Source organism: Allobosea sp. AAP35, from assembly GCF_001295925.1.
Classification (GTDB): domain Bacteria; phylum Pseudomonadota; class Alphaproteobacteria; order Rhizobiales; family Beijerinckiaceae; genus Allobosea.
Genome location: NZ_LJHQ01000039.1, coordinates 1 through 13744 on the forward strand (window position 1 = coordinate 1; position 13744 = coordinate 13744).

A 13744-nucleotide genomic window follows, 5' to 3' on the forward strand; every position below is an offset into this window, starting at 1 on the left:
ACGCCATCGAGGACGCGGTGGTCGCGGCCCGGACAAAACGACAGGAGACTTTCCATGGCGACGATCGGCAGCTTCAAGAAGGACGAAAACGGCTTCACCGGCGCGATCAACACGCTGACCCTGACAAGCAAGGTCCGGTTCATCCGCAACGACAACGAAGGCGAGAAAGGCCCCAGCCACCGCCTCTTCGCGGGTAAGACCGAAATCGGCGCGGCTTGGGCCAAGACGTCAAAGGAGGGCCGCTCCTACCTCAGCGCCAAGCTCGATGATCCGAGCTTCCACAGCGCGATCTACGCCACTCTTATCGAGGACGCCGATACCGCCGGAGCCTTCTCCCTCATCTGGTCCCGCAGGACCGCCGAGTAAGGGCAGCACCAGCCGCCCCGCGACAAGCGGGGCGGCTGGTTGCCGGACGCAACCCGCTTCCCAAGCGATCCAGCCTCCCGGTTCTGTGATCGACCTCGGCCGACCATCTTGCGATACCTCGCCGCCAGCCCGATCTTGACTCTCATCCAGCTTCGATGTTCCTGATACGTTCTCACGATCCGGAGCGCGCCTTATGCACTTGTCACCCGTTGTCGTCGGTCCGCCGATCTATTTACCAGTCTTCCTAAAGGCGGTACGGGCAGGCTTCCCGTCGCCGGCTGACGATCATTTAGACGCTCCCATCGACCTGTCGCGGACGCTGATCCGGAACGCGCCCGCCACGTTCATCATGCACGCTGCCGGCAGCAGCGCTGTCGACGTCGGCATCTTCGACGGTAGCCTGATCACGGTGGACCGTAGCCTGGTCCCGCGCGACGGCGACGCCGTCGTGGTCGACGTGAACGGCGAGCGCAGCATCAAGGTCTATCGGATCGTCGGAGGCCGTCCCAGTCTCGCATTCGGCAACCGACGCTATCCCGACTACGACCCCGGACCCGACGCCGACATCGAGATCTTCGAGATTCGACGTCCCGATTCATCTATATCGACATAAATGAAAACGCCCCATGATAAATGGGGCGTTTTGAATTGAATCACAAAGTTAAGATTGACTTTAGATTCCCGGTTTCTCACCGAGTCTCGGAGGCCAGATTTGGAACCTTTCCTCAAGCTGTAGAGGCTGCCTCAGAGATGCCTTTTCATGCAACTCGCTGTAATCAAAGCCGGTCTTTAGACCGTAGACGTGCCCACATATCGCAGCACCCAAGACAAGCAGCAGAACTTTTGTCTCAGTGCTCATCTTGTAGATAATCTGCTCTTCCTCCTTATGCATCATTGTTCCCGGTAGTCTATCGTCGCTTTCGGCCAGATATTTTAGCCACGCGTTCCACATTACCGTGATGATAAGCATCAAGATGGTGAGAGCGATCCATTCGGTGATAGGGATCCAGATCCCAAAGTTCGCCAGATTGGCAATCTTGTTGAACGCAGCTGTGAAAGACGGCTCGCCGGCGGCGAGCCAACTAATATCCAGCAAGCTGAGCCGCCTCACGCCGCCGCCGATCTGGACCGCTGGACCGCTGAAGGCGATTGCGAACAAAGCCGAACCCAGCATTATGAGCCACATGGCTCGGATGTTGTCCCTACTGATCATGTAACGTTTGACCTCTGTCTGAAACGCAGAATTGCCTGAACGCGCAGAATTGCGCGTTCAGGATCAGCCTGCCTGACAGTAGCCACGAAATATAGCGCCAAGTTCCGTTAACGTTAAAGAATGACCGTATCCTACGCAATGTACCTCATCGTACGATTATCCCAATATCAGTCAAGAGACAGTCTGGGTTATGGTTAAAAAATTGTCTCTGATCTCAAATTTAAACTCTCAATTGGTCATCGATAGCAGTCCTATATGATCGTTTTTAAGCAAATTAAATTTGAGAAAATTGAGGTGATACAGTTCAAAATTGGAACACGTCACTCGCCGAGCTAGACCCATGAAACTCCCTCTCATAGTAATTCTTGTTCTAATATTCGCTTACCCGGCTGCTCTTGCAATCCAGCACGGGCTCGACGCAAGCCTATGGCCAAGCGGCCTGCTGTCTTGGTCGCAGACACTGCGCGATTTCAACCTGATCGACATTGTCGCCGTCTATCTCGGCGTCGTCGCCGGACGATCGCCCTCATTCGCTGGGGGCGGCTGGAGCTGGCCTGTCGCGCTGGCGCTTGCGCCACCGCTTGTGCTCCTCAGTTACCGGTTCGCTCCTCGCCGCCCGCAACCGCTGCGCGACGTCTCCGCCCTATTCGGCGATGCCCGCTTTGCGTCTTCGGCGGACCTTGCTGTCCGCGCACGCGGGCTCGAACTTGGCCGCGATCCTGAGACCGGATCGGTGGTCCGAGTTGCGGTTCAAGGGACGCTGGTCACGATCGCGCCACCGCGCAAGGGCAAGACATCGGGGCTGTTGATCCCGAACCTCGCTTATCCTGAACCGGGTAGTTGGTCGGGACCTGCAGTGGTGATCGATCCGAAGGGCGAGGTCTATCGCGCCGTCGCGGAGCGACGGCGCGCTCTCGGTCGCCGCGTCGTTTGCCTCGATCCTATGGGTAAGTTCGGCGAGGATCATTGGAACCCGCTCGCCAACCGCGATCCTGTCGACATCCTTTATCTGCAGCAAACGGCGCTCGCCCTCCTGCCGGCCGCCGGCGGCGATAACGAATCATCGGCGTACTTTCGCAACCGAGCCGTAGACTTGATCGTCGGGGCAATGCTGGTCGCGTTGCATCACAATCAGCGCTCCGTCGCCGCCGTTCAGATGCTGCTTAGCGATGAAGACAAACTGATCAGGCTATTGAAAGCGCTCGGGCCTCAGCCGGCGGCGCTGTCGGCGCTGGAACTCCTGCAGGCCGACCCCAAAACCAAAGATCCGATAAAGTCCACGGCGCTTCAGGTGTTTCAATGGCTCGCTGACGATCGCGTGCGTAACATGGTCTCTGACTCGACCTTTGATCTGTCGGAGCTCAGCTCCGGTGAGGTCGACCTTTTCATCATTTTGCCTCCCGAACACAAGCGCGTGCTTGCCCCACTTCTGCGTTGGCTCCTGTCGGATTTGTTTACGAGCGTGCGGCGCAACCCACCAAAAGACCGGCTGATGGTGTTCATCGACGAGGCTGCGGCGCTTGGCCGTTTCGATGAGATTCTGACGGCATCAGCCGAACTGCCCGGCTATGGCGCGAGCCTTTGGACGATGTGGCAGGACCGCTCGCAGATCATCGACCTTTACGGCCAGGCCGGAGCGGACACGATTTTGAACACTGCGGAGTTCGTTACGATTTTCGACATTCCGGCAGTCGATCCATACGAGGCCGAGCGCTGGTCGAAGGCGCTTGGTCAATACTCCGCGCGCGTCGAGAGCTTGAGCCGCCCAGCAGAGGGACCGGGCACACGAACCATCAGCAGCTCGACGCAGGCTGCGCCTTTGATGAGTGCGCAGGCGCTGACGAGCCTGCCCGCAAGCGACTTGATTGTGATTCCCAACAGCGCCGGCCTCAGCAAGGCGCCGATGCGGCTGCACAAAATCGTCGCTCATCGCGATCCGCGTTTCAGAAATCTAATCGTCCCGGTCCCGCCGGTCGGCCAGGCCGTCTGATTGATTGTCAGGGATGCCAAGGCTTCGGGAGCGCATCTGGGTTGCGTTTTGTAGATGCGCCGGCTCGTAAACGCGAAAGGCCTCTGACCGATTGGTCAGGGGCCCGGTCCCGCCTGCAGAGAGGCGAAGGTAGGCCCCAACGGTTGCGGTAAGACCACGCTCGGATTGCCCGCCCATAAGGGGCGATAGGTCCGGATGGCTCGGGGCTTATTGCGACAATAGCGCGGAGATATTGAGCGACCGTTGGCGAGATGGAGAAAATTCGTCCGAACTGACGATCATTGCGCGGCTGAAGCGCGGGCCGGGATCGCAGGCCGCAGCCAATCACTGGGAACGCTTGCCATCGCATAACCCTGCTGTGGGAGCCACAGCCTCAGCAGCGTCTGACCGCCCCAATCGCTTACGGCGACGTAACGCGTCCTGGGCTCGAGCCGGTCGGCGACGATGACGCCATCAGCGCGCTTGAACTGGACCGGGATCGGCAGCGGCGTGACGATCTCGACGGCATGGCTCGGCGTGTTGCGGACAGCGACTGTCACGCCGATCAGCGCAAATCCCACGGCGACGCCAGATGCGACGACACCGCCGAACCGATACGGAAGCCGCGCTCGCCAGACCGCAAATCGGCTTGCGGTGCCGCCGACCGGCACGCGTCGCGCTGGCATGTCGGCATTCTTGATGCTCACCAGCAACGTCCTGCGATCGGCAGCCGTCAGTTTCCCTGACTCGCCCTCAAAAGCCGTAAAGCGCTTCTCGACCGATTGCCGTAGAAGCTTCTCCAGAACCGCCTTGCTGGCTTTCGCCTCGGCGGCCCCGGCTTCCTCGGCCTCGTCGCGTGCAACCGCTACGCGGGCTGCCGGGCCGCTGTTGCGTCCGACCGCTGGGCGGGCCGCCGGATTGTCGTCACTTGTCGGCATGGCTCACCCGACCAGCCATTCGGCGGCGGGCAACACGGCGACCATGGCATTGGCACGCAGGCGCTTGAGATCGCCGTGGACTCTGCTGCCCAACGCGAGACCATGGCGATCGATCAGCTTGGCGATGTCGAGCTCCGGAATCGTTGCGAGACCGCCGGCTTGCAGCACGGCGACGGCCTGATCCTCCATCGCATGACTGTCCAGGGTCGTGACGGTTGCGCCGTCGGCAATTTTTGCGATCGACTTCGCCTCGACCTCGCCATGAAGCCGGTTCTCCACCAGGAACCGCGCCGCTGCCAGCGGCTTGGCCAATTGCATCAGCGTCGGCGCCTGGGTGAGAGCGCCGGGCTCGGCGGTCACCAGCACAAGCACGCCGAGCTCGATCTCCAGCGTGACAAGAGCGTCCGAAAGCGTGCCGAGCACGCTGAGCAACGAGGCGGAGGTGTTGGCCCCGACATCGACGATGGTCGGCACTGTCGCCTTCTGCATCGCGGTGATCAAACCATCGAACTCGGCTCGCGCCGCCTTGCCGCCCGACTGATCGATGGCCGCGCGATCGGCACGCATCGGGAAAAAAGAAACACGATCCTTCAGCTCGATTAGGCGCCGGCTGGCATCGACCTCGATCACGGGCGCTTCCGGCACGGCTTCGGCGAGCGCTCGTGTGGCGAGGCTCTTGCCGACGCCACCTTTGTCCTGAACGACGAGAAGAATTCGGGTCATCTGTCTTCCTTTTTGAGTAGGCTATCGAGTGAAGCGAGTGCCTCGCGCCGAAGGTCTTCCTCGGTTGCGAGCGATAAGGGTGTCGGCATCGAGCGGCGCACGGCGAGATCGGGTGAGAGTTGCAGACGCGCAGCTGCAACCTTGGGAAGGTCGGGTCTGGCCAAGCGCTTCGCGGTCCGAGCCTCGCGCTGGCGCGCTTGTCGGCGCACGCTCGCGATCAGGCCGGTGAGCTGGCGTCCGGTCAGCGGCGCGCCGCTGCCATGGTGTACGCCTTGCGAGGCGAGACTCGCCGCGATGTCGACCCAGGTCGCCCCGGCGGCGTGCAGCGCGTCAAGATGGGCGAGGTTGTCCCGGATCATCGCCATCGCCCCAGAAACAGGTCGACCGCCTGGACCAATCCCGTCCGGGCGGTCCTGTTTGCGGCGGGTGACTTCGCGGGTCAATTTGGAAAGGTCGAGCTTGGGCACGGATCGCAACTAGCACAAGAGGAGTTGCGGCCAGACAAAGTGGACCCCTCGAATGCGAGGGAGGACAGCAAGGGGCTGTTAAGGGCAACACAGGGCTGCAAGGGGCAGCACGAAAGGCAACAGGAAAACAACAATATTGGGTTATCACACCACACGCACTGAGAGTGCTTCTGGTAACCAAGCGGTTCGATTGCCGCCGCAGGCGGCTTGTTTTTGGTGCCCTTGGCCGTCAGATCCTCCGCACCGTCTTTGTTTCAGGATCGCCTGCGATGGCCAGTTCCGCCCCCGTTTCGCTGACGATCACGCTGCCGGCCGATGTCGCCGGCTTGCTCAGGAAGGCCGCGTCCGATCGTGGCTGGACGCCCGAAAGCCTCGCCGCCGATTGCGTTGCGCAGCAGCTCGAGGTCGCCGTTCGGCACCGGGTCGCGCTGGAGCGGATCGACCAGGTCGATAGCGCGTTGCTGGAGCTCGCCAAGGCGATCGGGTCGATCGAGGCCGGCAGCGAGGGCATCGACCTCTCGGACTTCTGCCGCTACCGAAAGACCGCCTGATGATGAAGCCGCACCGCTTGGGCAACGGAGCCCAAGCGGGCAACTATTATACGTCCGACAGCAGGCGCGAGGCCCGACCCGATCGCCGTGACGACTATTATGCCAAAGACGGCGGTGGCATCTGGTGGTCGAGCGGAGAGACGCTGGTGCGCCATGGCGCAGCCATCGATCTGGCGTCGTTCAAGGACCTTTGCGCCGGCGTCGACCCGAGCACAGGCCAGCCGCTGGTCCGAGGCGCTGGTTCGACCCATTGGGCGGGGGTGGATTGCTGCTTTACATCCGGCAAGTCCGTTTCCGTGCTTTGGATGGCAGGATCAGAGGAGCAGCGGGCGCTGATCGAGGCCGCTCACCGGCAGGCGGTCGACGAGGCGCTGCGCTTCCTCATCGACGAGCAGCTGATCGCGGTCCGCAGCGGGGCTGGTGGAATCGACCGCCATGTTCCGACCGATCTCATCGTCGGTCGATTCGATCACCACACCACCCGCGAGGGAGACCCTAATTTACATACGCATTGTGTGGTTATGAACGTCGCCGGGGCGCCGGCAGAAGCCTTGTCAGGGCGCTACCGCTTTCGGCATCTCACGATCGATCCGGACGAATCTTATAGATGGCAGCTCGCGGTCGGATCCGTGTTCAGAGGGGCCCTTGCGCGCGAGCTGAAGCGTCGCTTCGACGTCAGCTTCCGCGAGGCCGGTCAGGGGCAGTGGGAGATCGCAGGCATCGATCCGGACCTGCTGAGTGCATTCTCGAAACGCTCCGCGCAGATCGACGACTACGCCGGTCCCGATGCCACGACCGCGCAACGCGAGATCGCAGCGCTGGCAACGCGCAAAGGCAAGGATCTCGTGCCGACCGGGGAGGAGCTGGAGGCGCGCTGGTGCGACGAGCTGGCGACGCTTGCCATCGATCCCTGGGCGCAGGCGCTGGCCAAAGACCACAGCCGCTTTGCCGACCATGAGCCCGACGTCGATCGTGATCGGCCTTTCGATCCGCCCGAAATTCCCGCTGACGGTTTTGTCGCCCGGGCCGCGTCGCAACTGTTCACGCATGAGAGCGTCATAGACCGCAAATCTTTGCTTCAGACGAGCCTGGAGCTTGCCGCGCTCGACGGACAGGCGCTGGAATCGGTCATGGCCGAGTTGGCCACGTTGGAGCGCGAAGGCGTCCTGGTTGCGCTCGGCTCGCAGCCGCGTTCCATGCGCTGGACCACGCCTGGCATAGCCGCGGCGGAGGCTGCAATGCTGCGGGCAGCGCAACGCCCCGACGAGCGCGATTGGATCACTGCCGATGCGATGGAAGCAGCGTTCCGGGCCGCTCCTCATCTGTCCGAGGAACAGCGCGAAGCGGCCCAGGAGCTGCTAACCCGGCACGGCGTCTCCATCGTCGAGGCGGGAGCCGGAACGGGCAAGACAACCATGGCGAGTGCCATCGTCGATGCCGCCCGGCGCTCGGGGCTCGAGGTTATCGGCTTGGCGTCACAATGGATGGCGGCCGACGAATTCGCCAGCTCGACCGGGATTGCGGCCCAATCCATCGCTCGCTGGCGGCATGATCGCGCCTCTGGGAGCGCGCCGCCGATGAACGACGCCTCGCTCATCATCGTGGATGAGGCCGGCATGGTCGGCACGAGGGATATGGCTGCCGTGCTCACGGCAGCCCAAGAGGCGGGCGCGAAAGTTTGGCTGCTCGGCGATCGCAAGCAGCTTGCTTCGGTCAGCGCAGGTAGTGCGCTGCGCGCCGTCGCCCAGGTGGTCGAACGATCTGCCGTCATGAGCGAAGTGCGACGCCAGCAGGTCGACTGGCAGCGCGCGGCAACCGTCATCATGGCCCGGGGTGATTCCGAGACGGGACTCCGCGCCTACGCCATGAACGACCGGCTCGAGCTGATCTCCGGCTCGGATGCCGCTCAGGATCGGGTGATCGCGCGATGGCAGGAACAACGCAGTCTGCATGGCGACGACGTCATCATCGTCACCGCCCGCAACGCCGATGCTTCGTCTCTCAATCGCAAGGCCAGGCGGGCCTTGCGCAGCGAGGGCAAGCTCGGCCCCGACCTTGTCGAGCTGCCGACGATCGATCGATCCGGCAAAGCCGCAAAGCTTGCGCTCGCTGTCGGTGATCGCATCCGCTTCGGCGAGACCCTGCCGCAGCACGGTATCCGCAACGGTCATCAGGCCACCATCGAAAGCGTGACGCGCGACGATGCAGGGCAGATCATCATCTCCTTCTCGCATCAGGATGGGCGCAAGCTGTCGTTGCCATGGAGTTCACTGGCGCGAGAACCGCGCTTTCGTCGCAAGCCGACCGCGCCACGGATCGTCTCCGGCATCGCGGGAACAGCTTATGCGGTACAGGGCCGAACCGCCTCTGCGACAATTTTTTATCTGGCAAACGCGACAGATGCCCGCGAGATCTATGTCGGTTTGAGCCGACATCGGCATGACGCGCGGATCGTCGTCGAACGCGACCGGCTCGACGCGCTCTGCCGTCAGCGTCAGGCAGATTCCCGTTTGCCCGCTAGTACGGAGGCCGTCCGTGAAAAGCTGTTCGGCGAGGCCGCGCGCTATCGGGAAAAGTCGAACGTCATCGATTTTGTCGAGGATCAACCCAGCTTCATCCGGGACGGTGTGATCCGGCAGATGGCGGAAAGGTTGGACATGGGCACGAGCAGGGCAACGCGGGCGGCTCGTCGTCTCCTCGAGGTGGTGTCCTGGCTGCGGCTGGACCGTCTGTCGCTGATATGGCCAGCTCTCGCACGGCAGCTCATGCTGAATCATAAGGAAATCCGAACAACGACCGACGACCTAGTTTCAAGCATCAAGGCGCATCTGGGCAAGGTACCGTCTCGGGAAAAGCTTCGCGAACGGGGCATCGATCGATAGAAGGACGACGCATGTAGTGACAGTGGCGGGAGCCGCCGCGCACCAGCGGTGATGTTGCCCGCTTACTCCGTGCTTACGGCAGAGATCAGCGACCGAGACACCCGATTTTTCTTACTTCAGGACCGCGATCATCTGCTCTTCCGAGAAGCGGCGGCTCTTCATGTTCTGGTCGTCTCACCCCCCTGGAAGCGGCCAGCAGCCGGTCCAACATCGGGGGCAGGCTCACAAGGAGCCAGAACGAACTTCCAACCGGATCAAGCCCCAGGGGCGACGTCAGCCAAAATCGCTAGCCGGTCGCCCGGGCGAGATGCGCCACTACCTCCCGTTCGACGTTCGCCAGGAAGCGGACCCTCGCATCGCGGGCGAGCTAGCAACCCGCTAGCCGCCGTTAGCGCAAATTCGTAATTGGCTTCTGGAAGACCGGTCGCATCCGAGGTTCATTTTCCTGCGTAGTCGACGAATGACTGCGCCAAAACGCTTGAAGCCGCGGCTGCGCTCGGGGCCGGAGAAAATACATGGAAATGACGTCGAGGACCTGGAGACTCAGCGGCGCCTTCGAAGGGACCTGAAGCTCACCGACGAGGACATTGCCGGCATCGATCTAGACTTGGCTATCGAGGCTGGGCTGCTCTCCGAGCCGAAGAACGGTAGGCAATGAGCTTCGGAACGCGGGGTCAGGTGGTTGGGGATGGATAGATGCCAACGAGGGGCCATCCAGCGACGATAGCCGGTCCATGCTTACCCAATTCCAAACAAGATCGGCGTTTTCACGCTCAGGCGGCAACAGATTATTTCCATATGCTCGCCATGGTTGTTCCTCGGGCACCAGAATAGTGCCTTGGGAGCGTGTCATGGCGAACGTCGAGAACAGCATCCCGTTCAGCTACGTGCCGGGGGACCGGCTGGCGATCCTGGCTGTCGATGACGACCCAATCCAGCGGGAGTTCTGCGCCGTCTATCTGTCGACGCCTCAGGTCGACGTAACGACGGCGGCCTCAGCCGAGGAGGGTCTCGATCGTCTGGCCGACGCTCCTTTCGACGTGGCGCTAATCGATGTCGACATGCCGGGCATGGACGGCATCGAGATGGTGCGCCGGATCCGCGCCGATCGCCGCTTCGACGCGTTGCCGCTGATGGTGATCACCGGGCGCGAAGACATGGTCTCGATCGACGAGGCTTATGCCGCCGGCGCCACCTCCTTCATGTGCAAGCCGGTCAATTGGAGACTGTTGGGCCACCAGATCCGCTTCATGGTCCGGGCGCACCACGCGCTCAAGGCGGCTTGAAATGACAGGCCTGTCAAACCGCCGGGCCTGGGGGCGTTTTCGCGATGACCAGCGCGGCGGCGTCATCATCATCGCCGCGATCGCGTTGCCCGCGCTCGTCATCGGCGCGGGCGTGACGATCGATTACGGCCTGGCCACGCGTGACCGGGTGATCATGCAGGCGGCGGCCGACGCGACCGCGATCGCGGCGGCGCGAGAGTTGTCTAATGGCCATCTTACGGACCAACGCCTCATTGAGGTCGTCAACGGCTTCGCCAACCGCCAGCTTGAAGCGCATGATCTCAAGGTCGGCAATGCCATCACGGCGCGGATCACCAACAGCAACCGCTCGGTCGAGGTGAACATCGCCCGACCGATGCGCAATTCGTTTCCCGGGCTGCTGCCGACAATGTCATCGGGAATCGGCGTCAACGCCACGGCAACCGTCGTCGGCAACCAGAAGATCTGCGTGGTGGCGCTCGACAGCGCCAGCAGCGAAGCGATCTACATCAAGTCGAACTCCTGGCTGACCGCGCAGGACTGCAATGTATATTCGAACTCGAAGAGCCCGACGGGGGTCAAATCGGACAGCGGCATCCGCGTCACCGCCAAGCTGATGTGCTCCGCCGGGGGCTATTCGGGATCGGGCGAGTTCATCGCACGCAAGCTGGTGGATTGTCCTCCGGTGGACGATCCTCTGATCGGTAGGCCCGCGCCGCCGGCGGAGGCATGCAAGGCCCAGAAACTCAGCGTGATCGACAAGGGCTCGGCGAATGCGCGGCATGTGCTGACGCCGGGGACCTATTGCGGCGGCCTGTTCATCGGCGGCAACTCTGTCGTCAAATTCGAAGCGGGGACCTACATCATCAAGGATGGGCCGCTCGTCGTCGATTCCAACGCCGATATCCGCGGCGAATATGTGGGGTTCTATCTTCAGGGCGAAAAGACCACCTTCCAGTTCCTTAGCAACGCCAAGGTCGTGCTCGACGCGCCGAAAGACGGGCCACTGGCGGGGTTGTTGTTTTTCGAAGACCGGACCGTGACGGCGGGTCGGGAGCATATGATCAAGAGCAATTTCGTCTCAAACCTGACGGGAACGATGTATCTCTCTCGCGGAACGCTGGTCGTCGATGCGACCAACGAAGTCGCCCAGCAATCGGCTTTCACCCTGATCGTGGTCAAGAAGCTCTATCTGTCCGCCAATCCGAAGCTTGTCGTGAAGTCCGATTACCGGTCGAGTGCGGTTCCGGTGCCAAAAGGTCTTGGCCCGCTCGGCGGCGACCCGGTGCTGTCGCAGTGATCACGCTCAGCGCGTGGCCGGCCAGCCGCCCCGCGGCGATCAAGGGCGCTGCGAGCATGATCGGCGCCATCGAACTCCTAGCCCGGCCAGCGTCATGTTGAGCATGCCCTACGAGGACGAGGTCCAATGGAATCGGAGGCGTGATTGTCATGTTCCAAGTCTCCCGCGCCCAGGGGAAATGAAGATCGCCGCGACGGTCGCGTTCGTCCGCCAATGCGAAACAGCGTATCGATTATTATCCTCCATCACATCCGCGCCGCTGAGAGCCTCGTCAGTTGTAATGGCCGCCTCGTAGCAAAGTCATGCGGGCAAGTGGCGGGGCAAGCCCAGGATTATGGAAGCCTTTACGGACCTTTGACGACTGGCAGGTAGATTCACGGACATCGAAGGAGGCCGTGATGACCGCGCAGGGTTTTCAGTTTGCAGTGACTTCCCGGACGCAAGCAGGCGTCCAGGTTTTCATTGTGGTGGCATCGACGCAATCCAGTGCTGAGAGGGTTCTTCAGCGCGACCAATCTGTAGCCTCAGGGTCAACGATAGAACTCCAGCGGCGGCTGCAGGCCGAGGATCTGGCGAATTACCGGCTTGCGATCGGCGCCGTGCTCAAAATTCGTTAGGGCTGACGCAACGTCGCCCCAACCTCGGACACTCTCGCGCTTCACATCGACGCCGTCGCCGGTTCTCCACGGTCGGTCGGAGCTGCAGTGTTGAACAAAACGGCGTCGGCAATCGCGATGATAAACTGCTTCGGCATGCTGGACCTCGCCATCTCGTTTGATTCGCAGGTGCTGGTACGCGACATCGTCTCGGGCCTCGTCCTCATCGTGGAAGATGCGTTCCGCGCTGCTATCGGTTGATTACGTCCTGAGTGACTGTTCGATTTCGGCCGGTGCGTTTGGCAGCAAAAAGGGCCTGGTCTGCGCGCTCTATCAATGAATTTGGCGTATCTCCCAGTTTATAGGCTGCGATGCCAACTGAGATGGTGATCCGGCCGAGCTTCTCATTGGTGGATTGTTTGATCAGTTCCCGCTTCGCCAGAGCCTGCCGGACGGCCTCCGCGTAGAGCTTCCCGTCGTTCAGATAGGTATCGGGTAGGATGATGGCAAATTCCTCGCCGCCGAAGCGCGTGATGATGGCGCGATCGACCATGTGGTCGGTCAGGGTGCGAGCGACCAGCCGCAGCACCTGATCGCCTGTGACATGACCGTGGTCGTCGTTGAAGCGTTTGAAATAATCAATGTCGGCAATGACCAAGGTAAGGGGATTACCGTCCGATGTCGCCTCCTCGGAACACTTCCGCAGCATTTCCTCGAAATGCCGCCGATTGGCGAGACCCGTGAGCGCGTCCGTCTGTGCATCGATCCGGGTCGCTTCAAGGACATCTCGAAGGTTGCGGATCTCCCGAGCACTGTCGCGCAGCCGCAGTTCCAGCTTCGTTTTTCTGACAACCTCGCTGCGAGTGGATAGGACCAGCGTCTCAACCCATTTGCGGAGCATAGGTCGATCTGCTGAAGGAGGGCCTTGTTGGGAAAGGGCGGAAATCTCGCCGTGATAGCGCTCGCTTGCGTCCAATGCTTCGTTGATTTGGTGGGTTAAACCAGTGATTTCGTCTAACACTTGAGAACTTGTACGGTCCGCCTGTAGAGCCAATCGCTTTGTGCCGACGTATCGTTCGTATAGGGCATCGATGGTCTTCGCGCCAACTGAGCCGCCACCGCTTGCCAGAACCTGCTGCAATTCTGCGCTTAGCGCTGGGATCGCACCGGACAGATGCGCGTACCAGACCTCGAAGGACCGAGGATAGGACGGCGAACCGTGCATGCGCATCGTCGTAACGACGCGCTCAGCCAAGTTGTCTTGATCGACACGCTCTGCAATTGCGTTAGTCATGGCACATCAACGTTTCAGAATTCTTCCCAGCCGGCGTCGCCCGTGCGGCTCCTTGCAACCTTTTTGAACGGCATGACGGTGGCGGGGTTCGTACGGGCCGTTGGTCGGCGCCCTGCGGCCTGCGGGTGTGCGAAGGCGGCTTCAGCGAGCAGCCGCAGACGCGCAGGCTCGGAAGCCGTG

At 61.6% G+C, this 13744-nt stretch carries 14 protein-coding genes; 9 read left to right on the forward strand and 5 right to left on the reverse strand.

Annotated elements, in window-relative coordinates:
- Window positions 1-54: 54 nt before the first annotated feature.
- Window positions 55-366, forward strand: a complete 312-nt coding sequence (locus IP69_RS13775) for a DUF736 domain-containing protein (RefSeq protein WP_054143407.1) — start codon at window positions 55-57, stop codon at window positions 364-366.
- Window positions 367-559: 193 nt separating this feature from the next.
- Complete coding sequence (locus IP69_RS13780; RefSeq protein WP_054143408.1) at window positions 560-979, forward strand: S24 family peptidase; 420 nt, start codon at window positions 560-562, stop codon at window positions 977-979.
- 60 nt (window positions 980-1039) lie between these two features.
- Here the strand turns inward: IP69_RS13780 and IP69_RS13785 are convergent, their stop codons facing one another.
- Window positions 1040-1540, reverse strand: coding sequence for a hypothetical protein (locus tag IP69_RS13785; protein WP_156323458.1), 501 nt, complete (start codon window positions 1538-1540; stop codon window positions 1040-1042).
- A gap of 379 nt (window positions 1541-1919) precedes the next feature.
- Between IP69_RS13785 and IP69_RS13790 the strand changes: the two genes are divergently transcribed.
- Window positions 1920-3569 (forward strand): type IV secretory system conjugative DNA transfer family protein, encoded by a 1650-nt coding sequence (locus IP69_RS13790; protein WP_054143410.1) that lies wholly within the window; start codon window positions 1920-1922, stop codon window positions 3567-3569.
- Between the two features lie 278 nt (window positions 3570-3847).
- On the opposite strand, the gene IP69_RS13795 is transcribed toward IP69_RS13790, so the two are convergent.
- Genes IP69_RS13795 through IP69_RS13805 form a run of 3 tightly spaced genes read right to left on the reverse strand, consistent with a single transcriptional unit; the run spans window position 3848 to window position 5676 of the window.
- Window positions 3848-4486, reverse strand: coding sequence for a hypothetical protein (locus IP69_RS13795; protein ID WP_054143411.1), 639 nt, complete (start codon window positions 4484-4486; stop codon window positions 3848-3850).
- Between the two features lie 3 nt (window positions 4487-4489).
- Entirely contained in the window at window positions 4490-5209 is a 720-nt protein-coding gene (locus tag IP69_RS13800; protein WP_054143412.1) for a hypothetical protein, read from the reverse strand.
- Window positions 5206-5676 carry a hypothetical protein gene (locus IP69_RS13805; protein ID WP_156323459.1) on the reverse strand — a complete coding sequence of 157 codons (471 nt, stop codon included), beginning with the start codon at window positions 5674-5676 and terminating at the stop codon, window positions 5206-5208. The genes IP69_RS13800 and IP69_RS13805 overlap by 4 nt, the downstream gene beginning before the upstream one ends.
- 269 nt (window positions 5677-5945) lie before the next feature.
- Between IP69_RS13805 and IP69_RS13810 the strand changes: the two genes are divergently transcribed.
- The 6 genes from IP69_RS13810 to IP69_RS21905 all read left to right on the forward strand — a co-directional run bounded on the left by IP69_RS13810 (window position 5946) and on the right by IP69_RS21905 (window position 12531).
- Window positions 5946-6227, forward strand: a complete 282-nt coding sequence (locus IP69_RS13810) for a hypothetical protein (RefSeq protein WP_054143414.1) — start codon at window positions 5946-5948, stop codon at window positions 6225-6227.
- The gene (gene mobF, locus IP69_RS13815; RefSeq protein WP_054143415.1) at window positions 6227-9109 is read left to right on the forward strand and encodes a MobF family relaxase; all 2883 of its coding nucleotides are present in this window, start codon (window positions 6227-6229) and stop codon (window positions 9107-9109) included. Before IP69_RS13810 ends, mobF begins: the two co-directional genes overlap by 1 nt.
- A gap of 851 nt (window positions 9110-9960) precedes the next feature.
- Window positions 9961-10395 carry a response regulator gene (locus tag IP69_RS13825; RefSeq protein WP_054143417.1) on the forward strand — a complete coding sequence of 145 codons (435 nt, stop codon included), beginning with the start codon at window positions 9961-9963 and terminating at the stop codon, window positions 10393-10395.
- Window position 10396: 1 nt separating this feature from the next.
- Window positions 10397-11674 carry a pilus assembly protein TadG-related protein gene (locus IP69_RS13830; protein WP_054143418.1) on the forward strand — a complete coding sequence of 426 codons (1278 nt, stop codon included), beginning with the start codon at window positions 10397-10399 and terminating at the stop codon, window positions 11672-11674.
- Between the two features lie 398 nt (window positions 11675-12072).
- Window positions 12073-12291: a hypothetical protein gene (locus IP69_RS13835; protein ID WP_054143419.1), complete on the forward strand. Its 219-nt coding sequence runs from the start codon at window positions 12073-12075 to the stop codon at window positions 12289-12291.
- Window positions 12292-12381: 90 nt separating this feature from the next.
- Window positions 12382-12531: a mechanosensitive ion channel gene (locus IP69_RS21905; protein ID WP_156323460.1), complete on the forward strand. Its 150-nt coding sequence runs from the start codon at window positions 12382-12384 to the stop codon at window positions 12529-12531.
- Here the strand turns inward: IP69_RS21905 and IP69_RS21470 are convergent.
- Window positions 12521-13564 carry a GGDEF domain-containing protein gene (locus tag IP69_RS21470; RefSeq protein WP_082359315.1) on the reverse strand — a complete coding sequence of 348 codons (1044 nt, stop codon included), beginning with the start codon at window positions 13562-13564 and terminating at the stop codon, window positions 12521-12523. The genes IP69_RS21905 and IP69_RS21470 overlap by 11 nt on opposite strands.
- Window positions 13565-13744 lie beyond the last annotated feature (180 nt).